The organism is Lentzea sp. CA-135723, from assembly GCF_050936595.1.
Taxonomy (GTDB): Bacteria; Actinomycetota; Actinomycetes; order Mycobacteriales; family Pseudonocardiaceae; genus Lentzea.
Genome location: NZ_JBNJMK010000001.1, coordinates 2,201,042 through 2,227,247, shown reverse-complemented (window position 1 = coordinate 2,227,247; position 26,206 = coordinate 2,201,042). Strand labels below are relative to the sequence as shown.

Here is a 26,206-nt window from a genome sequence, read left to right as displayed (position 1 = left end):
TTGTACTGGGCATTTTATTAGACATTTCCGCTGGGGGAGCGTAGGGGCCGGTTAGGGGTTGAGGGTGATTGGGTGCACGGACAGAATCGGTTCGTGAACTGGAGTTTCTCCGCAGCGTCGGGCGGGATCCTTCGGTTTTACGCATGTCGTTCTCTGCGCCGGAATTCACCTAGTATCCAGTAGCGAAGAGGTACTCTTAAATGGCGAATGAAGAGACGCTCCGGGAGTATCTCAAGCTGGCGACGGCGGATCTCAAGGCCACCCGGCAGCGCCTTCGCGAGCTTGAGGAAGGCGACAGGGAACCGATCGCGATCGTCGCCATGAGTTGCCGCTACCCCGGCGGGGTTCGCACGCCGGAGGATTTGTGGCAGCTCGTCGCCACCGGCGGGGACGCGATTTCCCCGCTGCCCGGCGACCGCGGCTGGGGCACCGAGAACGGTGGCTTCGGCGTCGAGGGCGGCGGCTTCCTCTACGACGCGGGCGATTTCGAGCCCGCCTTCTTCGGCATTTCCCCGCGTGAGGCCCTCGCGATGGACCCGCAGCAACGCCTGCTGCTGGAGACGTCGTGGGAGGTCTTCGAACGCGCGGGCATCGACCCGCGGAGCCTGCGCGGCAGCCAGACCGGTGTGTTCGTCGGTGGCAGCGCGATGGGCTACGGGATCGGCCTGACCGAGGTGCCCGACGAGGTCGCCGGCCACCTGCTCACCGGCGCGGCCCCCAGCGTGCTGTCCGGCCGCATCTCCTACACGTTCGGCCTCGAAGGCCCCGCCGTCACCGTCGACACCGCCTGCTCCTCGTCCCTCACCGCCCTGCACCTCGCGGTCATGGCGCTGCGCAACGGCGAGTGCTCGCTCGCCCTCGCGGGCGGCGTGATGGTGATGAGCACCCCGGCCGTGTTCGTCGAGTTCGACAAGCAGGGCGGCCTGTCGCAGGACGGCCGCTGCCGCGCCTTCGCCGACGCCGCCGACGGCACCGGCTGGTCGGAGGGCGTCGGCCTGCTGCTCGTCGAACGCCTCTCCGACGCGCGCCGCAACGGCCACGAGGTCCTCGCGGTCGTCCGCGGCAGCGCGGTCAACCAGGACGGCGCGTCCAACGGCCTCACCGCCCCCAACGGCCCGTCGCAGCAGCGCGTGATCCTCCAGGCGCTGGCCAACGCCACGCTCTCGCCGTCCGACGTGGACGTCGTCGAGGCGCACGGCACCGGCACCCGGCTCGGCGACCCGATCGAGGCGCAGGCCATCCTCGCCACCTACGGCCAGGACCGCGAACGCCCGGTGCTGCTCGGCTCGCTCAAGTCCAACATCGGCCACGCCCAGGCCGCCGCCGGTGTCGGTGGCGTGATCAAGATGGTGCTGGCGCTGCAGCACGGCCTGGCGCCGCAGACCCTGCACATCGACGAGCCCTCGCACCAGGTCGACTGGGCCGACGGCGACCTGACCCTGCTCACCGAGGCCCAGCCGTGGCCGGAGACCGGCCGGCCGCGCCGCGCGGGCGTGTCGTCGTTCGGCGTGAGCGGCACCAACGCGCACGTCGTCCTGGAGCAGGCCCCGGCCGCCGACACCGCCGAGGTGACCCGCACCGAGCGCCCGGTCCGGCCGTGGCTGCTCTCCGCGCGCACCGAGGACGGGCTGCGCGAGCAGGCCCGCAAGCTGCGCGAGCGGCTCGACACCACCGACGCGCACGTCGACGACGTGGCGTTCTCGCTCGCCACCACCCGCACCGCGCTCGCCCAGCGGGCCGTCGTCGTCGGCACGGACCGCGCCGCACTCCTCGCCGGCCTCGACGCCCTGGTGGACGGCGGCAACGCCGCCTCCGTGGTGCGCGGTGCCGCCGCGGACGGCGGCCTGGCCGTGCTGTTCACCGGCCAGGGCAGCCAGCGGCTCGGCATGGGCCGCGAGCTGTACGAGGCGTTCCCGGTGTACGCCAAGGCGTTCGACGAGGTCTGCGCCGGATTCCAGCAGCCGGTCCTCGAAGCCGTGTTCGGCACCGACGCCGCCGCGCTCGACCAGACCGGCCTCACCCAGCCCGCGCTGTTCGCGCTGGAGGTGGCGCTGTACCGGCTCGTCGAGTCGTGGGGCGTCAAGCCGGACTTCCTGGCCGGCCACTCGATCGGTGAGCTCGCCGCCGCGCACGTCGCGGGCGTGCTGTCCCTCGAAGACGCCACGACGCTGGTCGAGGCACGCGGCCGCCTGATGCAGGCGCTGCCCACCGGTGGCGCGATGATCGCGTTGCAGGCCACCGAGAACGAGGTCGAGGGCCTGCTCACCGACCGGGTCTCGCTCGCCGCGATCAACGGCCCCTCCTCGATCGTGCTGGCCGGTGACGAGGACGCGGTCGAGGCCGTCGTCGCGCGGTTCGCCGACCGCAAGTCCAAGCGCCTCACCGTGTCGCACGCGTTCCACTCGCCGCACATGGACGCGATGCTCGACGACTTCCGCGCGGTCGCGGAACAGCTGACCTACCAGGCGCCGACGATCCCGATCGTCTCCACCGCCACCGGCAAGGTCGCCACCGCCGCCGAGCTGACCACCCCCGACTACTGGGTGCGGCACGTCCGCACCGCCGTCCGCTTCGCCGACGCGGTCACCGCGCTGGAGAACGCCGGTGTGGCGACGTTCCTCGAGCTCGGCCCGGACGGCGTGCTGACCGCCATGGGCGCCGAGACCGTCACCAAGGGCGTGCTCGTCGCGTCGCTGCGCAAGGACCGTCCCGAGGCGGCCGCGATCACGACCGCGCTGGCCGGTCTGCACGTGCGCGGCACCCGGATCGACTGGCGGCAGTTCTTCGACGGCACCGGCGCGCGCCGCGTCGACCTGCCGACCTACGCGTTCGACCGCCAGCGGTTGTGGCTGGTGGACAACGGTTCCGTCGCCGACGTCACCTCCGCGGGCCTGCTGGCCGCCGACCACCCGTTGCTCGGCGCGGTCCTGCCGCTGCCCGGCGGCGGTGTGCTGTGCACCGCCCGGCTCTCGGTCCCCACGCACTCCTGGCTCGCCGACCACGTGGTCTCGGGCAACGTCGTGGTGCCCGGCACCGCGCTGGTGGAGCTCGCGATCAAGGCGGGCGACCAGGTCGGCTGCGGCCACCTCGAGGAGCTGCTGCTGCAGACCCCGCTGGTGCTGCCCGAGAACGGCGGGATCAGCCTGCACGTCGAGCTCGGCGCGCCCGGCGACGACCCCGGCCGTCGCCTGATCACCGTGTACTCGCGGACTGACGACGACGACACCACGTGGGTCGTGCACGCCACCGGCGCCCTGACCGACGAGCCCGCGACGCCCGCGTTCGAACTGACGACGTGGCCGCCCGCCGGTGCCGTCTCCCTCGACCTGACCAGCCTTTACGAGGACCTCGCCGAGGTCGGACTGAGCTACGGCCCGGTGTTCCGCGGGCTGGTGAACGCCTGGCGCAGCGGCGACGACGTGTTCGCGGAAGTCGCGCTGCCCGAGGCGGAACAGCGCCGGGCCGCCGCTTTCGGCGTGCACCCGGCGCTGCTCGACTCCGTGCTGCACACCCTCGGCATCCCCTCCGGTGACGCCGCTGAGGAGGGCGGCACCGCCTCGCTTCCGTTCGCCTGGAACGGGGTCAGCCTCTTCGCCGCCGGTGCCCAGGTGCTGCGCGCCCGCGTCCGCCCTGCCGGCGACGGCATCAGCGTGGACGTCGCCGACGGCGCCGGGAACCCGGTCGCCCGCGTCGACTCCCTGGTGCTGCGGCCGATCAGCGGCGAGCAGTTCCGCGCCCGTGGCGGCACCGACTCGCTCTACCGCGTCGACTGGACGCAACTGGCCCCGGCCGAGGGCGGCGCACCGGCGGACGTCACGGTGCTCACCGTCTCGTCCTCCACCAACGTGCACGAGGTGACGTCGGAACTCCTCACCGGCCTCAGGTCCTACCTGGACGGTGAGCGCTCCGACGACGCGCTGCTCGTCGTCGTGACCCGCAACGCGGTCGCCGCGCTGCCCGGCGAGGACATCGCGGTCCCCGCCCAGGCCGCGGCCTCCGGCCTGGTCCGCTCGGCGCAGACCGAGCATCCCGGCGCGATCGTCCTCGTGGACCTCGACGCCAGGACCGAGCTCGACACCGTGCTGCCCGCCATCCTGGCCGGGGACGAGCCCGAGCTCGCCGCCCGCGCGGGTGTGCTGCACGCGCCGCGGCTGGTGCGCGCGAACACCGGCTCGATCCCGGCGGCACCGGACGGCCCGTGGCGGCTCGACTTCACCACGGCCGGCACCGTCGACAACCTCACGCCCATCGCCTGGCCGCCCGCCGCGGCACCGCTGGAGGCAGGCGAGGTCCGCATCGCCATCCGCGCCGCCGGCGTCAACTTCCGCGACGTCATGAACGTGCTCGGCATGTACCCCGGTGACGCCGGGATCATGGGCCTCGAAGGCGCGGGCGTCGTGCTCGAGGTGGGTGCGGGCGTCACCGACCTCACCCCCGGCGACCGGGTGATGGGCATGTTCAACGCCGCGTTCGCCCCCGTCGTGGTCGCGGACCGCCGCAAGGTCTGCCCGATCCCGGACGGCTGGTCGTTCACCCAGGCCGCCGGTGTGCCGCTGGTGTTCCTCACCGCGCTGTACGCCCTGGACGACCTCGGTGGCCTGAAGGCCGGCGAGAAGATCCTCGTGCACGCCGCTGCCGGTGGTGTCGGCATGGCTGCCACGCAGATCGCCCAGCACCTCGGCGCCGAGGTGTTCGGCACCGCGAGCACGGGCAAGCAGGACGTGCTGCGCGCCGCCGGGCTCGCCGACGACCACATCGCGTCCTCGCGCACCACCGACTTCGAGCACGAGTTCACCATCGCGACGGACGGCCACGGCGTCGACGTCGTCCTCAACGCGCTCTCCGGCGAGTTCGTCGACTCCTCGATGCGGCTCGTGGCGCAGGGCGAGCCCGGCCGGTTCCTGGAGATGGGCAAGACCGACGTCCGCGACCCCGCGGAGGTCGACCGCCGGCACGGGGTCGCCTACACCGCGTTCGACCTGTTCGAAGCCGGTCCCGACCGCATCGGCGAGCTGCTGCACCGCCTGTACGAGTGGTTCAGCGCCGGTTCGCTGCGGCCCTTGCCCGTCACGACCTGGGACCTGCACCGCGCGCCGGAGGCGTTCCGCTACCTGGGCCAGGCCAAGCACGTCGGCAAGGTCGTGCTGACCATCCCTGCGCCGCTGAACCCCGAAGGCACCGTGCTGGTCACCGGCGGTACCGGGGGACTGGGCGCGCTGGTCGCCCGGCACCTCGTCACCGAGCACGGCGTCCGCCACCTCGTGCTCACCTCCCGCCGCGGCGCCGATGCGCCCGGCGCGACCGACCTGGCCGCGGAGCTCACCGGGCTCGGCGCGGACGTGCAGCTCGCGGCGTGCGACGTGTCCGACCACGCGGCGGTGGCCGCACTGCTGAAGGCGATCCCGGCCGAGCACCCGCTCACCGGTGTCGTGCACGCGGCCGGTGTGCTGGCCGACGGCGTGCTCGGCTCGCTCACGCCGGAACGACTGTCCACCGTGCTCGGTCCGAAGTCGGACGCCGCCGCGCACCTGCACGAGCTGACGGCGGGGGACGACCTCGCGATGTTCGTGGTGTTCTCCTCCGCGTCCGGCCTCATGGGCGGTGCGGGACAGGCGAACTACGCCGCGGCCAACACCTACCTCGACGCGCTCGCCGTGCACCGGCGTTCGCGCGGACTCCCGGCGATCTCGCTGGCCTGGGGCCCGTGGGACCAGACCGCGGGCATGGGCGCGTCGTTGTCCGACAACGACATCGCCCGCATGGCCCGCTCCGGCATGCCGGTGCTGACCGCCGCGGACGGCCTCGCGCTCTTCGACCTCGCCCGCACCACCGACGACGCGGTGCTCGCGCCGGTCAAGCTCGACCTCGGCACGTTGCGCGCCGCCGGGGAGGTGCACCCGTTGCTGCGCGGCCTGGTCCGCACGCAGACCAAGCGGGGCAGTGCCGCCACCGGCGCGGCGGAACCGGCCTCCTGGTCGCAGCGGCTCGCCGGCCGGTCGAAGGCCGAGCAGGACGAACTGCTGCTGGACCTCGTGATCGGCCAGGTCGCGGTGGTGCTCGGCTACGAGTCACCGCAGGACATCAAGCCCACGCTGGCGTTCAAGGAGCTCGGCTTCGACTCGCTGTCCGCGGTCGAGTTCCGCAACATGCTCTCCGCCGCGACCGGCGTCAAGCTGCCCGCCACGCTGGTCTTCAACTACCCCAACGCCGTCGAGCTCGCCGCGCACCTGCGCACCGAGCTGGCGGACGACGACAGCTCCACGTCGCCGCTGCTCGACGAGCTCGACCGACTCGACCTCGCCCTCGCCGCCGTCGGCCAGGACGACCCGCTGCGCGACCAGCTCGCGGACCGGCTGCGCCAGGCCCTGGCGCGGCTGACCGAGAGCGGCGCGGCAGAAGGCGAGACGAAGCCCGCCCTGGAAGAGGCGAGCTTCGACGAGCTCTTCGCCTTCATCGACAACAACCTCAGCTCCTCGTGACCTTCCTCGCCCAGCCTGCCCGTTAAAGAGGAGACGAACCCGCATGTCCAACGAAGACAAGGTCCTCGGCTACCTGCGAAAGGTGACGAGCGAGCTCGACGACGCCAAGCGCAGGCTGCGCGAGCTCGACCGAGATGGCCAGGAGCCCATCGCCATCGTCGGCATGGGCTGCCGGTTCCCGGGCGGGATCTCCTCTCCTGACGACCTGATCCGGTTCGTCGTGGAGGGCGGGGACGCGATCGGCGGCATGCCGACCGACCGCGGCTGGGACCTCACCGTGGACGACGACCAGGAGGCCGCGGGCACCTCCTACGTCGGCACCGGCGGGTTCCTGCACGACGCGGGCCAGTTCGACGCCGGCTTCTTCGGCATCTCCCCGCGCGAGGCGCTGGCGATGGACCCGCAGCAGCGGATCCTGCTGGAGACCTCGTGGGAGACGCTGGAGCACGCGGGCATCGACCCGACCACGTTGCGCGGCAGCAAGACCGGTGTCTTCGTCGGCGCGGCGCAGTACCAGTACGGCGCCGCCGCGTCCTCCGAGGAGGAGGAAGGCGCCGAGGGCTACATGCTGACCGGCAACGCGACCAGCGTCGCGTCCGGCCGCATCTCCTACTCGCTGGGCCTGGAAGGTCCCGCGGTCACCATCGACACCGCGTGCTCCTCGTCGCTCGTGGCACTGCACCTCGCGATCCAGGCGCTGCGCAGCGGCGAGTGCTCGCTCGCGCTCGCGGGCGGTGTCGCGGTCATGGCCACGCCCGGCATGTTCGTCGAGTTCTCCCGCCAGAAGGGACTCGCCACCGACGGCCGCTGCAAGGCGTTCTCCGAGGACGCGGACGGCACCGGCTGGGCGGAGGGCGTCGGCCTGCTGCTCGTGGAGAAGCTGTCGGACGCGCGCCGCAACGGCCACGAGGTCCTCGCCGTCGTGCGGGGCAGCGCGATCAACCAGGACGGCGCCTCCAACGGGCTGAGCGCCCCCAACGGCCTCGCCCAGGAACGCGTCATCAAGGACGCCCTGTCGAGCGGCAAGCTCAAGCCGGCCGACGTGGACGTCGTCGAGGCGCACGGCACCGGCACCAAGCTCGGCGACCCGATCGAGGCGCAGGCCCTGCTCGCCACCTACGGCCGCCAGCGCGAGATCCCGTTGCTGCTGGGCTCCTTCAAGTCCAACATCGGGCACGCCCAGGCGGCCGCCGGTGTCGCGGGCATCATCAAGATGGTCATGGCGATCCGCGACGGCGTCGTCCCCAGGACGTTGCACGCGGAGAACCCGACCTCGCACGTCGACTGGTCCTCCGGCGCGGTCGAGCTCGTCACCGGCAACCGCGCGTGGCCGGAGACCGGGCGTCCGCGCCGTGCCGCCGTGTCGTCGTTCGGCATCAGCGGCACCAACGCCCACACCATCATCGAGCAGGCCCCGGCCCTGGCCGACGAGCCGGTCGAGCGTCCCTCGCTCCCGGTCGTGCCGCTGGTGCTCTCCGGCCAGACCCTGGACGCGTTGCGCGGGCAGGCCGACCGGCTCGCCGCCACCGCGGCCGAGGCCGACCCTGCCGACCTGGCGTTCTCCCTGCTCGGCCGCACCCAGTTCGACCACCGCGCCGTGGTCGTCGGCGACCCGGTCGCGGGGCTGCGCGGGCTGGTCACCGACGACCCCGCCGCCGGTGTCGTCAGGGGTGTCGCGGACGTGCGCGGCAAGGTCGCGTTCGTGTTCCCCGGCCAGGGTGCGCAGTGGGCAGGCATGGCCGTGGAGCTGCTGGACACCAACGAGGTGTTCCGCGCCAGGATGGCCGAGTGCGAGCAGGCTCTCTCGTCCTATGTGGACTGGTCGCTGGCGGACGTGCTGCGGCAGGTTCCCGGTGCGCCGGGCTTCGAGCGGGCGGACGTCGTGCAGTCCGCGTCGTGGGCGGTCATGGTGTCGCTCGCGCAGGTGTGGCGCTCGTTCGGCGTCACGCCCTCCACCGTGATCGGCGGCTCGCAGGGCGAGATCGCCGCCGCGTGCGTCGCGGGAGCGCTCTCGCTGGACGACGCGGCCCGCGTGATCGCGTTGCGCGGCAAGGCGTTGAACTCGCTGTCCGGTGTCGGCGGCATGGTGTCGGTGCTGCTGCCGGTCGCCGAGGTCCGCGAGCGCCTGACCCGGTGGGAGGGCAGGATCTCCGTCGCGACGGTCAACGGCCCGAACGCGACCGTGGTCTCCGGCGACAACGACGCGCTGGACGAGTTGCTGGCCGCGTGCGAGGCGGACGAGGTCCGCGCCCGCCGGCTCGCGATCGACTACCCCTCGCACTCCGCCCAGGTCGAGGTCGTCCGCGACGAGATGGCCGCGGCGCTCGCACCGGTCCGGCCGGTCGCGGCCGAGATCCCGTTCCTCTCCACGGTCACCGGCCGGCTGGTCGACGGCACCGAGCTGGGGGCCGAGTACTGGTACACCAACCTGCGCGAGACGGTCGAGTTCGAGCAGGGCGTGCGCGCGCTCGTCGAGAGCGGCCACCGGTTCTTCCTGGAGATGAGCCCGCACCCCGTCCTCACCATGTCCGTGCAGGACGTCGTGGACGAGACCGGCGTCGACGCCGTCGTGACCGGTTCGCTGCGCCGCGACGAGGGCGGCCTGCCCCGGCTGCTGAACTCGGTCGCGCAGGCGCACGTCCGCGGCCTGCCGGTCGACTGGGCGTCGATGCTGCCCGGTGCGCGCCGGATCCCGTTGCCCACCTACGCCTTCCAGCGCCGCCGCTACTGGCTGACCGGCGACGGCACGGCCGTCGTCGACGTGACCTCCGCCGGTCTCGGCGAGGTCGACCACCCGCTGTTCGGCGCGGTGGTCGAGCTGCCCGACGACGGCGGCGTGCTGTTCACCGGCCGCATCTCGGCGAGCACCCACCCGTGGCTCGCCGACCACGTCGTGTCGGGCCTGATCTTCGTTCCCGGCACGGCCTTCGTCGACCTCGCCATCCGCGCGGGCGACCACGTGGGCTGCGCGTCGCTCGACGAGCTGACCCTGCGCGCCCCGCTGGTGCTCCCGAGCCACGGCGGCGTCCAGCTGCAGCTCGCCGTCGCCGAGGCCGACCAGTCAGGGCGCCGGACGTTCACCGTCTCCAGCCGCCCCGACGACGGCACGTGGACCCGCCACGCCTCCGGTGTGCTGGCCCCGGCCGGCTCCGCCGCCGCCGCCGACCTGACCGAGTGGCCGCCCGCGAACGCCGAGGAGGTCGACCTCACCGGCTCGTACGACGCGCTCGCCGCCGCCGGCCTGCACTACGGCCCGGTGTTCCAGGGCCTGCGCGGGGTCTGGCGGGACGGCGAGACCGTCTACGCCGAGGCCTCGTTGCCCGAGGGCACCGACGTCACCGGCTTCGGCCTGCACCCCGCGCTGCTCGACGCGGCGCTGCACTCCTTGGCGCACAGCGGTTTCCTCGGTTCCTCTGACGGCCCCTACCTGCCGTTCTCGTGGAACGACGTGGAGCTGCTCGCCACCGGCGCCACCTCGGTGCGGGTCCGGATGACCAGGGCGGGCACCGACGCGGTGTCGCTGCTGGTGGCCGACGGCGGCGGGCACGCCACCGCGGCCGTCGGATCGCTGGTGCTGCGGCCGATCTCGGCCGACCAGCTCCGCGTCACCGCGCCGGACGCGTTGTTCCAGCTCACCTGGGTGCCCGTGCAGGCGTCCGGCGACGACGCCGGCGAGTTCGTCGTGCAGCCGGTTCTCGGCGGCAACGCCCTGGACGTCGTGCACGCCACCACCCACTCCGTCCTGCGGACGCTGCAGGACTGGTTGTCCGAAGACCGCGACGAGCGCCTGGTGTTCGTCACGACCGGCGCGGTCGCCCTGCCCGGCGAGGACGTCACCGACCTCGCCGCCGCCACGGCCCGCGGCCTGGTGCGCTCGGCCCAGTCCGAGAACCCCGGCCGGTTCGTGCTCGTCGACACCGACGGCCTGGCCACCTCCGAGGCCGCCCTCGCCACCGCGCTGGCCGCCGACGAGTCCGAGCTGGTGATCCGCGACGGCGCGGTGTCCGCGCCCCGGCTCGCCAAGCCCACGTCCGTCGTGGACCGTCCGGTGCTCGACGCCGAGGGCGCCGTGCTCATCACGGGCGGCACCGGCGTGCTGGGCGGCCTGGTCGCCAAGCACCTCGTCACCGAGCACGGTGTCCGCCACCTGGTGTTGACCTCGCGCCAGGGCAACGCCGCCGCCGGAGCCCTCGACCTGGTCCGCGAACTGACCGAACTCGGTGCGGACGCCTACGTCGCGGCCTGCGACGCCGCCGACCGGGACGCGCTGGCCGCCGTGCTGGACGGCATCCGGCAGGAGCGCCCGCTCACCGGTGTCGTGCACGCCGCCGGTGTCCTCGACGACGGCGTGCTCGCGTCGCTCACGCCCGAGCGGATCGACGCCGTGCTGGCGCCCAAGGCCGACGCCGCCTGGCACCTGCACGAGCTCACCTCCGGCGACGACCTCGCGCTGTTCGTCTCCTTCTCCTCGGCCGCGGGCGTGCTCGGCTCGCCCGGCCAGGGCAACTACGCCGCCGCCAACGCGTTCCTCGACGCACTGACCGCGCACCGCCGCGCGTCCGGCCGCCCCGCCACGTCCCTCGCCTGGGGCCTGTGGGAGCGTGCGAGCGGCCTGTCCGCCGCGATGGGCGCCGGTGGTCAGGAACGCCTGGCCCGCGGTGGCTTCCACGCGTTGACGGACGAAGAGGGCCTGGCCCTGTTCGACGCCGCGCTGGGCACCGGCCACGACCTCCTGCTGCCGGTCCGCGTCACGCTCAGCGCGTTGCGCGCGGGCGACGGCACGGTGCCGCGGTTGTGGCGCGGCCTGGTCCGCACGCCGGCCCGTCGTCGCGCCCGCGCCGCCGACGAGGCGGCCGTGGCCGGCCTGGTGGGCCGGATCATGGCGTTGCCCGCCGAGGAACGCGTCTCCGAGGTGCTGGAGATCGTCTGCGCCTACGTCGCCGCCGTGCTCGGCTACTCCTCCCCGGCGGACGTCGCTCCGGACCGGGCGTTCAAGGAGCTCGGCTTCGACTCGCTGACCGCCGTCGAGCTGCGCAACCAGCTGGGCGCCGCGACCGGCCTGAAGCTGCCCGCCACGCTGGTGTTCGACTACCCGACCGCCGCCGTGCTGACCGAGTTCCTCTGCGGAGAACTGCTCGGCACCGCGCCCGAGGTCGTCGCCACGACCGCCCGCGCCACCACCGACGAGCCGATGGCGATCGTGTCGATGGCCTGCCGCTTCCCCGGCGGCATCGCCTCGCCGGAGGACCTGTGGCGGGTGATGACCGACGGCATTGACGCCATCTCGCCGTTCCCGACCGACCGCGGCTGGGACATCGACCTGCTGCGCCTCGTCACGGACTCCGACGAGGGCGGCTTCCTGCACAACGCCAGCGAGTTCGACTCGTCCTTCTTCGGCATCACGCCGCGCGAGGCCCTCGCGATGGACCCGCAGCAGCGACTGCTGCTGGAGGTGTCCTACGAGACGTTCGAACGCGCGGGCATCGACCCGGCGACGCTGCGCGGCAGCCGCACGGGTGTCTACACCGGACTGATGTACCACGACTACGTCAACGGGCTCACCACGATCCCGGAGGAGGTGTCGGGCTACCTCAGCACCGGCAACTCCGGCAGCGTGGCGTCCGGCCGGGTCTCCTACACGTTCGGCCTGGAAGGCCCCGCGGTCACCATCGACACCGCGTGCTCCTCCTCGCTGGTGGCGCTGCACCTGGCCGTCCGCGCGCTGCGCGCCGGTGAGTGCGACATGGCCCTGGTCGGCGGTGTCGCGGTGATGGCGACGCCGGGCGTGTTCGTCGACTTCGCGAGCCAGGGCGGCATGGCGGCAGACGGCCGCTGCAAGCCGTTCGCCGCCGCGGCCGACGGCGCGAGCTGGTCGGAGGGTGTCGGCCTGCTGCTCGTCGAGCGCCTGTCCGATGCGCGCCGCAACGGCCACCAGGTGCTGGCGGTCGTCCGCGGCACCGCGGTCAACCAGGACGGCGCGTCCAACGGCCTCACCGCCCCCAACGGCCCGTCCCAGCAACGCGTGATCCGCCAGGCGCTCACCGACGCCGGTCTGTCCACTTCGGACGTCGACGTGGTCGAGGCGCACGGCACCGGCACGAGGCTGGGCGACCCGATCGAGGCGCAGGCCCTGCTGGCCACCTACGGCCAGGACCGCGAGACCCCGCTGCTGCTGGGCGCGCTCAAGTCGAACCTCGGCCACACGCAGGCCGCCGCGGGTGCCGCCGGCGTCATCAAGATGGTGCTCGCGATGCAGCACGGCGTGCTGCCCAAGACGCTGCACACCGACGCGCCGACGCCGCACGTCGACTGGACCGCGGGCGCCGTCGAGCTGCTCACCGAGCAGCGGGACTGGCCGTCGACCGGCCGTCCGCGCCGCGCCGGTGTGTCGTCGTTCGGCATCGGCGGCACCAACGCACACACGATCATCGAGCAGGCGCCCGCCGAGAAGGCCGCCGCCGCACCCCGCGTCGCGCCGCCGGTCACCCCGGTGGTGCTGTCGGCCAGGACCGCCGACGCGCTGCGCGGCCAGGCCGCGAACCTGGCGTCCCTGACCGACGTCGACCTGACCGACCTCGCGTTCTCCGCCGCCACCACCCGCGCGCACCTGGAGCACCGCGCGGTCGTGGTCGCCACCGGCCACGCCGAGCTGCTCGACGGCCTGCGCACCCTGGACGTCCAGGACTCCGTCGTGCCCGGCAGGCTCGCGTTCCTCTTCACGGGGCAGGGCAGCCAGCGGGCCGGCATGGGCCGCGAGCTGTACGACGCGTACCCGGTGTACGCCAAGGCGTTCGACGAGGTCGCCGCCCTGGTGGACATCAGGGACGACCAGCTGGACCGCACGGAGTTCGCGCAGCCCGCGATCTTCGCGCTGGAAGTGGCTTTGTACCGGCTCGTCGAGTCGTGGGGCGTCAAGCCGGACTTCCTGGCCGGCCACTCGATCGGTGAGATCGCGGCGGCCCACGTCTCCGGCGTGCTGTCGCTCGCCGACGCGGCCACGTTGATCAACGCCCGCGCCCGGCTCATGCAGGCGCTGCCCGAGGGCGGCGTGATGGTGGCGTTGCAGGCCTCCGAGGACGAGGTCGCACCGCACCTGACCGATCTGGTGTCGCTCGCCGCGATCAACGGACCCTCGTCCGTGGTCGTCGCCGGTGACGAAGAGGCGGTGCGGCAGGTCGTCGCCCGCTTCCCGGACCGCAAGTCCAAGCAGCTCAACGTCTCGCACGCGTTCCACTCGCCGCTGATGGACCCGATGCTCGACGACTTCCGCGCGGTGGTCTCGCAGCTGACGTTCAACGAGCCCAAGATCTCGATGCCGGGCGACGTGACGGACCCGGAGTACTGGGTGCGGCACGTGCGCGGCACCGTCCGGTTCGCCGACGCCGTGACCTCCCTGGAGGCCCAGGGCGTGCGGACGTTCCTGGAGATCGGCCCGGACGGCGTGCTGACCGCGATGGCCGCGGACAGCGTGAAGGACGCGAAGCTGGTGGCGGGTCTGCGCAGGGACCGCCAGGAGGCCAAGGCGATCGTGACCGCGCTCGGCGCGTTGCACGCCCGCGGCGTCCGCGTCGACTGGGCCGGGTTCTTCGCCGGCACCGGTGCCCGCCGCGTCGACCTGCCCACCTACGCGTTCCAGCACCAGCAGTACTGGCTGGAGCGGCCGGTCGTGGCCGCCGGGGTCGACGACCTCGAGGCCCGGTTCTGGGAGACCGTCGACCGCGAGGACCTGGAGTCGTTCGCGAAGTCCCTGTCCCTGCCGGTCGAAGAGGTCGGCGGGATCGTGCCGGCCCTGGCGCAGTGGCGCAGGAGCCGCCGCGCCGAGTCCACTGTGGAGGGATGGCGCTACCAGGTCGAGTGGCGGCACGTGCAGACCGGTTCCACCACCGTCACCGGCCGCTGGCTGGTCGTCGGGCCGCAGGAGCTCGCCCTGCCCGGCGTCGAGATCGTCCGCGTCGAGGCCTCGGCCGACCGCGCGGAGCTGAAGACGAGGCTGGAGTCCGCCGGTGCGATCGACGGCGTGCTGTCGACCTGCACGGACGTCGCCGAGGTGCTCGCACTGGTGCAGGCGCACGGCGACGCCGGGCTCACCGCGCCGCTGTGGTGCACGACCCGCGGCGCCGTCGCGGCCGGTCGCTCGGACGCGGTCACGGCACCGGACCAGGCCACGATCTGGGGCGTCGGCATGGTCGCCGGGCTGGAGCACCCTGACTTCTGGGGCGGTCTGGTCGACCTGCCGGAGGAGCTCGACCAGCGCGGGTACGAGCGGCTCGCCGCCGTGCTCGCCGGCGCCGAGGACCAGGTCGCCCTGCGCGCCTCCGGCGTCTTCGCCCGTCGTCTCGCCCACGCTCAGATCGCTGACGCCGCAGGGGACTTCGCCCCGCGCGGCACCGTGCTCGTCACCGGCGGCACCGGCGCGCTCGGCGCACGGGTCGCCCACTGGCTCGCCGAGGCGGGCGCTGAGCACCTGGTGCTCACGTCCCGCCGCGGTCCGGACGCGCCCGGCGCGGCCGAGTTGGCGGCCTCGCTCGAACAGCTGGGTGTCCGCGTCACGCTGGCCGCGTGCGACGTCGCCGACCGCGACTCCGTGGCCGCCCTCGTGGCGCAGTACCCGCCCAACGCCGTCATCCACGCCGCGGGCGCGGAGCACTTCACGCCGATCGCCGAGTACGACCACGCGGACTTCGCGAACCTGCTGGCCCCCAAGGTCGACGGCGCCCGGCACCTCGACGAGCTCGTCGGCGAGGTCGACGCGTTCGTGCTGTTCTCCTCGATCGCCGGCACCTGGGGCAGTGGCGGCCAGTCCGCCTACGCCGCCGCGAACGCCTACCTCGACGCCCTCGCGTCGGCCCGCCGCGCCCGCGGCCTCACCGCGCTGTCGGTCGGCTGGGGCGCCTGGGCCGACGGCGGCATGGCCGACGGCGAGGCGGGGGAGCAGCTGCGCCGCCGCGGCGTCACGCCGATGAACCCGAACTCCGCGCTGACCGCGTTGCGCCAGGCGATCCGGCACGACGACACCGTCGTGGCGGTCGCGGACATCGACTGGGCGAAGTTCGGCCAGATCTTCACCACGCTGCGCCCGAGCCCGCTGATCGGCGACCTCCCCGAGGTCCAGGCGGCCCTCGCGCAGGAGGCGCCGGCCGAGGTGCGGCAGGACTCCGCGTTCGCCGGGCTGTCCGCCCAGGACCGGGCGCGCGCCCTGCTGGAGCTCGTGCGCACCCAGGCCGCGCTGGTCTGCGGGTACTCCTCCGCCGACGAGGTGTCGAGCACCCGCTCGTTCCGCGAGCTGGGCTTCGACTCGCTGACCGCGGTGGAGCTGCGCAACCGCCTCACCGCCGAGACCGGTCTCGCACTGCCCGCCACGCTGGCGTTCGACTACCCGAGCCCGGCCGCGCTGGCCGAGTACCTCGACGGCGAACTGGGCGGCGCGAGCGCGAGCCGTGCCGTCGTCACGGCCAACACGCCGGTGGACGACGAGCCGATCGCGATCGTCGCGATGTCCTGCCGCTTCCCGGGCGGGGTCACCTCGCCCGAGCAGCTCTGGCAGCTGGTCGACGAGGGCCGCGACGCGATCTCGCCGTTCCCCGCCGACCGCGGCTGGGACGTGGGCGCGTTGTTCGACGCCGACCCGGACAGCAAGGGCTCGTCCTACGTCGTCGAAGGCGGCTTCCTGGACGGCATCAGCAAGTTCGACCCTGCGTTCTTCGGCATCTCGCCGCGCGAGGCCCTCGCGATGGACCCGCAGCAGCGGTTGCTGCTGGAGACGTCGTGGGAGGCGTTCGAACGCGCGGGCATCGACCCGACCTCGTTGCGCGGCGAGCAGATCGGTGTCTTCGCCGGCACCGCGCACCAGGACTACTCCGCGCTGCTCGTCGCGGGCGGCGACAACGTCGAGGGCTACCTCGGCACCGGCAACATCACCAGCGTCCACTCCGGCCGCGTCGCCTACACGTTCGGGCTGGAGGGCCCGGCCGTCACGGTCGACACCGCGTGCTCGTCGTCGCTGGTGGCACTGCACCTCGCCGCTGCGGCACTGCGCAGCGGCGAGTGCACGATGGCGCTGGCCGGCGGCGTGACGATCATGTCCACGCCCGGCACGTTCATCGAGTTCTCCCGCCAGCGCGGCCTCTCCACCAACGGCCGCTGCAAGGCGTTCGCGGAGTCCGCGGACGGCACCGGCTGGGGTGAGGGCGTCGGCATGCTGCTCGTCGAGCGGCTCTCGGACGCCCAGCGCAACGGCCACCAGATCCTCGCCGTCGTGCGGGGTTCGGCGATCAACCAGGACGGCGCGTCCAACGGCCTCACCGCCCCGAACGGCCCGGCGCAGCAACGCGTGATCCGCCAGGCACTCGCGAACGCCGGTCTGTCCACTTCGGACGTCGACGTGGTCGAGGCGCACGGCACCGGCACCGTTCTCGGTGACCCGATCGAGGCGCAGGCCGTGCTCGCCACCTACGGCCAGGACCGCGAGATCCCGCTGCTGCTCGGCTCGCTGAAGTCCAACATCGGTCACGCCCAGTCGGCGGCCGGCGTCGGCGGCATCATCAAGATGGTCATGGCGATCCGGCACGGCGTCGCCCCGAAGACGCTGCACGTCGACAACCCCACCCCCAAGGTCGACTGGACCTCCGGCGCGGTGGAGCTGCTGACCCAGGCCCGCGACTGGCCGGAGACCGGCCGTCCGCGCCGCGCCGCCGTGTCGTCGTTCGGCATCAGCGGCACCAACGCGCACACGATCATCGAGCAGGCCCCGTCCACCGAGGTCGAGCAGACCGAGCGGACCGAGTCGCCGGTGCTGCCGCTGGTGCTGTCGGCGAAGACCCCGCAGGCGTTGGCGGAGCAGGCCGAACGCCTCCTCGGCCACCTCGAGGGCACCGTGGCCGGCCTGACCGACCTCGCGTTCTCCGCGGCCACCACCCGCGCCCGGCTGGAGCACGGCGCGGCCGTGGTCGGCACCGGCCGCGAGGACCTGGTGCGCGGCCTGACCGCGCTGGCAGGCGGCACCCAGGACGCGAGCCTGGTGCGCGGCGAGGCCACCGAGGGCAGGCTGGCGGTGCTGTTCACCGGTCAGGGCAGCCAGCGGCTCGGCATGGGCCGCGACCTCTACGACGCGTTCCCCGCGTTCGCCGAGGCGTTCGACGCGGTCTGCGCGCACTTCGAGGTGCCGGTCGGCGAGACCGTGTTCGGCATCGACGCCGCCGCGCTGAACCAGACCGGACTCACCCAGCCCGCGCTGTTCGCGATCGAGGTCGCGTTGTTCCGGCTGGTGGAGTCGTGGGGTGTCCGCCCTGACTTCGTGGGCGGTCACTCGATCGGCGAGCTGGCCGCGGCGCACGTCGCCGGGGTGCTCACGCTCGAAGACGCCACCAAGCTGGTCGAGGCACGCGGACGACTCATGCAGGCGTTGCCCGCCGGTGGCGCGATGGTCGCCTTGCAGGCCACCGAGGACGAGGTCACGCCTCACCTGTCCGACCTGGTGTCGATCGCCGCGGTCAACGGGCCGACGTCCGTCGTCATCGCCGGCGACGAGGACGCAGTGCAGCAGGTCGTCGCGCAGTTCGGCGACCGGAAGTCCAAGCGGCTCAGCGTGTCGCACGCGTTCCACTCGCCGTTGATGGACCCGATGCTGGACGACTTCCGGGCCGTGGTGGCGAAGCTGACGTTCAGCGAGCCCAAGATCGGGATGCTCGGCGACGTCACGAACCCCGAGCACTGGGTCCGCCACGTCCGGGAGGCCGTGCGGTTCGCGGCCACCGTGCGGGACCTCGAAAGCCGTGGTGTCACGACGTTCCTGGAGCTCGGGCCGGACGCGGTGCTCACCGCGATGGCCGCCGAGAGCGTCACCGAGGCGGTGCTGGTGCCCGCGTTGCGCGCCGACCGTCCCGAGACGACGACGCTCGTCAAGGCACTCGGCTCGCTGCACGTGCGGGGCATCGCGATCGACTGGCCCGCGTTCTTCGCCGGCACCGGCGCCCGCCGCGTCGAGCTGCCGACCTACGCGTTCCAGCACGAGAGCTTCTGGCCGCAGCCCGCGCAGGGCTGGGCCGACGTCACGGCCATCGGCCTGCGCGAGGTCGGCCACCCGATGCTCGGCGCCGCCCTGTCGCTCGCCGAGGGGGACGGCCTCGTCCTCACCGGCCGCCTGTCGACGGACTCCCAGCCGTGGCTCGCCGACCACGTCGTGCTCGGCTCGGTCCTGGTGCCCGGCACCGCGTTCGTCGAGCTCGCCCTGCACGCGGGGGAGCAGGTCGGCTGCGACCTGCTCGAGGAGCTCACCCTCGAAGCCCCGCTGGCGATCGACGGCGACGTCGCGATCCAGCTCACCGTCGGCGCGGCCGACGAGCACGGCCGCCGGTCGCTGCAGGTGCACTCCAGCGTCGCGGACGGCCCGTGGACCCGGCACGCGAGCGGCTCGCTCGCCACCGGCGACGGCACGCGGACCAGCCTCACCGAGTGGCCGCCCGCAGGCGAAGCCGTTGACCTGACCGGCTTCTACGAGTCGATGGCCGACTCCGGCTACGGCTACGGCCCGGCGTTCCAGGGCCTGACGGGCGTCTGGGTCGCGGGCGACGAGGTGTACGCGGAGGTCGCGCTGCCCGCCGAGGGCACCGGCTTCGACCTGCACCCGGCCCTGCTCGACGCCGCGCTGCACGCCACCCGGTTCGGCGGGCTGCTGCCCGGCGGCGACAAGGCGCGCATCCCGTTCGCCTGGTCCGGCGTCTCGCTGCACGCGGTCGGCGCCACCGCCCTGCGCGTCCGGCTGTCGCGGGGCCGGGGCGAGGGCATCACCCTCGCCGTGGCCGACCAGACCGGTGCCCCGGTCGCGCACGTCGAGTCGCTGGTCCTGCGCGAGGTGTCCGCCGACGCGGTGAACGCCAAGTCGCACAACGACTCGCTGTTCCGCGTCGAGTGGCGGACGGTGTCGCCCGACGCCGAACCGGTCTCCGTGCTGGACATCGCGTCCATCGAGGACCTGCAGACCCTGACCGAGGTGCCGGAAGCCGTGGTGGCCCAGGCCACCGGCGCGCGGCAGGCGCTCGCCCTGGCCCAGGCCTGGCTGGCCGACGACCGCTTCGCCCAGAGCCGCCTGGTGTTCGCCACCACCGGTGCCGTCGCCACGACGGCGGGCGAGGACGTCACCGACCCGGCCGCCTCCTCCGTGTGGGGCCTGATCCGCTCCGCCCAGACCGAGAACCCCGACCGGTTCGTCCTCGCCGACCTCGACGGCACTCCCGAGGCGCGCACCGCGTTGCCGGCCGCTCTGGCCGACGGCGCGCCGCAGCTGGCACTGCGCGCCGGGACCGTCTCCGTGCCGCGCCTGGCCAGGGTCACCGAGCCCGCCGGGGCACGGCGGGAGCTCGACCCGGCCGGCACCGTCCTGATCACCGGCGCCACCGGCGCCCTGGGCGGCCTCGTCGCCCAGCACCTGGTGACGAACCACGGCGTCACGAACCTGCTGCTCGTCAGCAGGCGCGGCGCGGACGCGCCCGGCGCCGCCGAACTGGCCGCGAAGCTGGTCGAACTCGGTGCCACGCCGACGTTCGCCGCCTGCGACGTCGCCGACCGCGCCGCCGTCGAACGACTGCTCGCCGACGTGCCCGCCGAGCACCCGCTGACCGGTGTCGTGCACACCGCGGGCGTCCTGGACGACGGCACGTTCGAATCACTCACCCCCGAGCGGCTGGACGCGGTGGCCCTGCCCAAGGCCGAGGCCGCCCGCCACCTGCACGAGCTGACCGGCGACCTGGCGATGTTCGTGCTGTTCTCCTCGCTCTCCGGCACCTACGGCACCGCGGGCCAGGCGAACTACGCCGCCGCGAACGCCTACCTCGACGGCCTCGCCCAGCACCGCAGGGCCCAGGGCCTCGAAGCCACGTCACTGGCCTGGGGCCTGTGGCAGACCGACACGGGCATGGCCACCGACCGGGCCGGCCGGGGCGGCATCGGCACGCTGTCCACTGTGGACGGCCTGGCGCTGTTCGACGCCGCACTGGCCTCCGGCGAGGCCTGCCTCGTCCCGGTGCGCCTGGACCTCGCGGTACTGCGGACTTACCCGACCGTGCCGGTGATCCTGCAGGGTCTCGTGCGCCCGGCCCGCCGGGCCGCTCGCGCCGCCGACTCCGCCGCCCGCCTCGGCCTCGCCGAGCTGGCGGGCCCGCAGCGCGCCGAGGCCGTGCTCGACCTGGTCCGCACGCAGGTCGCGGCCGTGCTCGGCTACGACTCGCCGGACGCGGTCCCGGCCGCCAGGGCGTTCAAGGAGCTGGGCTTCGACTCGCTCACCGCGGTCGAGCTCCGCAACGGCCTCAACGCCGTCACGGGGATGCGCCTGCCCGCCACGCTGGTGTTCGACTACCCGAACGCCGCCACGCTGGCCGACCACCTCGTCGCCGAGATGTTCGGCGCCGACGAGGCCCCGGCCGCCGCGGTGCGCGCCGCGAAGGTCGCCGACGACGAGCCCATCGCGATCGTCGCGATGAGCTGCCGCTACCCCGGTGGCGTGCGCAGCCCCGAGCAGCTGTGGGACCTGGTCGCCGCCGGTCAGGACGGCATCTCGCCGTTCCCCGCCGACCGCGGCTGGGACCTGGAGAACCTGTTCGACGACGACGCCGACACCCCCGGCACGACCTACGCCCGCGAGGGTGGCTTCCTGCACGACGCCGCGCAGTTCGACCCGGCGTTCTTCGGGATGGGCCCGCGCGAGGCGATCGCCACCGACCCGCAGCAGCGCCTGCTGCTCGAAACCTCCTGGGAGACCTTCGAACGGGCGGGCATCGACCCGACGTCCGTGCGCGGCAGCAGGACCGGTGTCTTCGCCGGCGTCATGTACTACGACTACGCCTCCCGCCTCGCCCTGATCCCGGCGGAGGTCGAGGGCTTCGTCGGCACCGGCAACTCCGCCAGCGTCATCTCCGGCCGCGTCTCCTACACCTTCGGGCTGGAAGGCCCGGCGGTCACGGTCGACACGGCGTGCTCGTCCTCGTTGGTGGCGCTGCACCTCGCGGTGCAGGCGTTGCGCAGCGGGGAGTGCGACCTCGCGCTGGCCGGTGGCGTCACGGTGATGCCGTCGCCCGGCACGTTCACCTCGTTCGCCCGTCAGCGCGGCCTGGCCGCCGATGGCAGGGTCAAGTCGTTCGCCGCCGGCGCCGACGGCACGGCCTGGGGCGAAGGCGTCGGCGTGCTGCTCGTCGAGCGGCTCTCCGACGCCCGCCGCAACGGCCACCCGGTGCTCGCCATCGTCCGCGGCACGGCCGTCAACCAGGACGGCGCGTCCAACGGCCTCACCGCCCCCAACGGCCCGTCGCAGCAGCGCGTGATCCGGCAGGCGCTGGCCAACGCGCGGCTCGGAGCGTCCGAAGTGGACGTCGTCGAGGCGCACGGCACCGGCACCACGCTGGGAGACCCGATCGAGGCGCAGGCCCTGCTGGCCACCTACGGCCAGGAGCGCGACGGCGGCGAGCCGCTGTGGCTGGGCTCGATCAAGTCCAACATCGGCCACACCCAGGCCGCCGCCGGTGCCGCCGGTGTGATCAAGATGGTCGAGGCGATGCGCCGCGGCGTGCTGCCGAAGACGCTCAACGTCGACGCGCCGTCCCCGCACATCGACTGGACCGAGGGCGAGGTCGAGCTGCTGACCGAGCAGCGCGACTGGCCGTCCACCGGACGTCCGCGCCGCGCCGCCGTGTCGTCGTTCGGCATCAGCGGCACCAACGCCCACGCGATCATCGAGCAGGCGCCGGACGAGGCGGTCGCCGAACTCCCGGCGATCACCGAGCAGGTCGTCCCGGTGCTGCTCTCGGCCCGCGGCGAGGAAGCCCTGAAGGCGCAGGCGGCCCAGCTGCACGCGCACATCACCGCGAACCCCGGCTTCGACCTGGTCGAGGCCGCGGGAACCCTGGCCACGCGCCGTGCGGCGCTGGAACACCGCGCCGCGTTCGTCGCCGGCTCCCGGATCGAGCTGCTGGACAAGCTCAGCGCGTTCGACGCGAGCACCGGCAACGCCGACGGCGCGGGCAAGGTGGCGTTCCTCTTCACCGGCCAGGGCAGCCAGCGACTCGGCATGGGCCGCGAGCTGTACGACGCCTTCCCGGTGTTCGCCGAGGCCTTCGACGCGGTGTGCGACCGGTTCGCCGAGCCGGTGCGCGACGTCGTGTTCGGCATCGACGCCGAAGCGCTGGACCAGACCGGGATGACGCAGCCCGCGCTGTTCGCCGTCGAGGTGGCGCTCTACCGGCTCCTGGAGAGCTGGGGCGTGCGGGCCGACTACCTGGCAGGCCACTCGATCGGTGAGCTCGCCGCCGCCCACGTGGCAGGGGTGCTCTCGCTGGACGACGCGACGACGCTCGTCGCCGCCCGCGGCCGGCTCATGCAGGCGCTGCCGCCCGGTGGTCTGATGATCTCCATCCGCGCGGCCGAGTCCGACGTGCTGCCGCTGCTGACCGAGGGCGTCTCGATCGCCGCCGTCAACGGGCCGCGGTCCGTCGTCGTCGCCGGTGACGAGGACGGGGTCCTCTCCGTGGCGGGAACGCTGTCGGAGCAGGGCTTCAAGACCAAGCGGCTGCGGGTGTCGCACGCGTTCCACTCGCCGTTGATGGACCCGATGCTGGACGAGTTCCGCGCTGTGGTCTCGGGTCTGACGTTCAACGAGCCTCAGATCGCGATGCTGGGGGAGGTGACGGACCCGGAGCACTGGGTGCGCCACGTCCGCGACGCCGTCCGGTTCGCCGACGCGCTCACCACGCTCACCGGTCTCGGCGTGACGACCTTCCTGGAGGTCGGCCCGGACGGGGTGCTCACCGCGATGGCCGCGGAGGCCGACGTGACCGCGGTGCCGGTGTTGCGCAAGGACCGCGCCGAGGTCGCCACGCTCACCACCGCGATCGGTGAGCTGCACGTCCGCGGCATCTCCGTGGACTGGCGGGCGTTCTTCGCCGGACGCGCCACCCGCCAGGCCGACCTGCCCACCTACGCGTTCCAGACTTCTCGCTACTGGCTGGAGGACGCGGCCGTCCCGGTCGACGTGTCGTCCGCGGGCCTGGCCTCCGCCGGTCACCCGCTGCTCGGCGCGGCCGTGCCGCTGGCCGACTCCGACGGCTTCCTGTTCACCGGCAGGCTCTCGCTGGAGACCCACCCGTGGCTCGCCGAGCACGAGGTCTTCGACGTGGTCCTGTTGCCCGGCACCGCTTTCGTGGAACTGGCGCTGCACGCCGGCGAACAGGTCGGCTGCGGCACGCTGGACGAGCTGACGCTGCAGGCACCGCTGGTGCTGCCGCGCACCGGGTCCGTCCAGCTGCAGGTCGTGGTCGGCGCGCCCGAGTCGGGTGTGCGGCCGGTCGTGGTGCACAGCCGCATCGACGACGAGCCGTGGACGCGGCACGCCACCGGTGCGCTGACGGAGTCGGGGAACGCGGGCTTCGAGCTGACCCAGTGGCCCCCGGCGGGCGCCGAGCAGATCGACGTGACGGGGACCTACGACGGGTTCGCGGACGCCGGGTTCGGGTACGGGCCGCTGTTCCAGGGCCTCACCGCGGCCTGGCGGAGCGGCGACGAGGTCTTCGCCGAGGTGTCGCTGCCCGCCGCCGCGGACACCGACGGCTACGGCGTCCACCCTGCTCTGCTGGACGCCACGCTGCACGGCATCGGCGCGGGCGGCCTGCTCTCCGGCGGCGCGCTCCTGCCGTTCGCCTGGCGCGGGGTCCGGCTGCACTCCACGGGCGCGAGGTCGGTGCGGGTCAAGCTGACCGCGACCGGCGAGTCCGTGGCCATCCAGCTCGCCGACGGCACCGGAGCCCCGGTCGCGTCCGTCGAATCCCTCGCCCTGCGGGCGATCTCGGCCGACCAGCTGGCCGGTCCGGCGCAGCACGCCGAGTCGCTGTACCGGGTCGAGTGGACCTCGGTCACGGCCGGCACGCCCGAGTCCGGCGTCAAGTACGCCGTGCTCGGCAACGACGAGCTCAAGGTCGGCGCGGGCCTGGAAGCCGCGGGCGTGCACCTGGTGCCCGCCGCCGCCGCCGACGTGGTCTTCGTGTCCTGCACGACGGCCCAGGACGGCTCGGTCCGCGCGGTCACGGCGGGCGTGCTCGACCTGCTCCGCACGTGGCTGACCGAGGAGCACGACGCGCACCTGGTGCTGGTCACCAGGAACGCGGTCGCGGTCCGGCCCGGCGACGACGTGGCCGACCTGGCCGGCGCCGCCGCACGGGGCCTGGTCCGCTCGGCGCAGGCCGAGAACCCCGGCCTGTTCCTCCTCGTCGACCTGGACGAGGCGGACGCCTCCTACCAGGCGTTGACGGCCGCACTGGCCGCCGGCGAGCAGGAACTGGCGCTGCGCGACGGCGCCGCGTTCGCACCGAGGCTCGCCAGGGCGGCCGCGCCCGAGCAGCCGGCCGTCCTCGACCCGAACGGGACCGTGCTCGTCACGGGAGCCACGGGCACGCTCGGCGGGCTGGTGGCCGAGCACCTCGTTTCCCAGCACGGAGTTCGCCACCTGGTCCTCACCAGCAGGCGCGGCCTGGCCGCCCCCGGTGCGGAGGACCTGCGCGACCGGCTGGCGGCGAGCGGTGCCGAGGTGGACTTCGTCGCCTGCGACGTCGCCGACCGCGACGCCGTGACCGCGCTGCTGGCCGGGGTACCTGCCGAGCACCCGCTGACCGCCGTCGTGCACACCGCCGGTGTGCTGGACGACGGCACGATCACCTCGCTCACCGCCGAGCAGTTCGACCGCGTGCTGCGGCCGAAGGTCGACGCCGCGCAGACGTTGCACGAGCTGACCCGCGACCTGGACCTCGCCGCGTTCGTCCTGTTCTCCTCGACCGGCGGTGTCTTCGGTGCCGCGGGCCAGGGCAACTACGCCGCGGCGAACTCCTACCTGGACGGCCTGGCCCAGCACCGCAAGGCGACCGGGCTGGCCGCGACCTCGGTCGCGTGGGGCCTGTGGGCCAGCTCGGGCGGCATGGACGCCGACCTCGCCGAGGCCGACCTCCAGCGCATGGCCAGGGCCGGCGTCGCGCCGCTCACCCCGGCGGAAGGCCTGGCGCTGTTCGACATCGCGCTCGGCCACGACCTGGCCGCGCTGGTGCCGATCAACCTCGACACCGCCGTCCTGCGCACGCAGGCCGCGGCCGGGACGCTGGCACCGCTGCTGCGCGGCCTGGTCCGGATGCCCGCCCGCCGGGCCACCGAAGCGGTCAGCGAGGCGCCGGCGGCGAGCAGGCTCGCCGGACTGTCCGGTGCGGACCGCGACAAGGCTCTGCTCGACCTGGTCCGCGGCCACGCCGCCGCGGTGCTCGGCTACGACTCCCACACGGCGGTCGAACCCGGCAGGGGCTTCCTGGAGCTGGGCTTCGACTCGCTGACCGCCGTCGAGTTCCGCAACCAGGTCAGCGCGGCGATCGGGGTGCGCCTGCCGGCCACGCTGATCTTCGACTACCCGTCACCGAACGCGCTCGCCCAGTACCTCGGCACGGTCGTGCCCGCCGAGGACGTGGCGTCGCCGGTGCACACCGAACTGGACCGGCTGGCCGCCGCGCTCGCGACGGCCGCGCCGGACGAGACCGAACGACGGCAGGTGGCCGAGAGGCTGCGTTCCCTGCTCGCCGAGTGGGACACGGGTGCTTCCGCGGAAGTGACCGAGGACGACCTCGACTCCGTGACCGCCGACGAGCTCTTCGACCTGCTCGACAACGAGCTGTCATGACCCACGTGACCGACGCCGCTGCCCCGAGGAGATGACC

Annotated in this window: 2 protein-coding genes; both read left to right on the top strand. The window is 73.6% G+C overall.

Going from position 1 to position 26,206, the window contains the following annotated elements:
• The first annotated feature begins 200 nt into the window (after positions 1-200).
• Positions 201-6,479, top strand: a complete 6,279-nt coding sequence (locus tag ACQEU1_RS09405; protein ID WP_433198378.1) for an SDR family NAD(P)-dependent oxidoreductase — start codon at positions 201-203, stop codon at positions 6,477-6,479.
• A gap of 43 nt (positions 6,480-6,522) precedes the next feature.
• Positions 6,523-26,169: a type I polyketide synthase gene (locus ACQEU1_RS09400; protein WP_433198376.1), complete on the top strand. Its 19,647-nt coding sequence runs from the start codon at positions 6,523-6,525 to the stop codon at positions 26,167-26,169.
• The last annotated feature ends 37 nt before the right edge of the window (positions 26,170-26,206 follow it).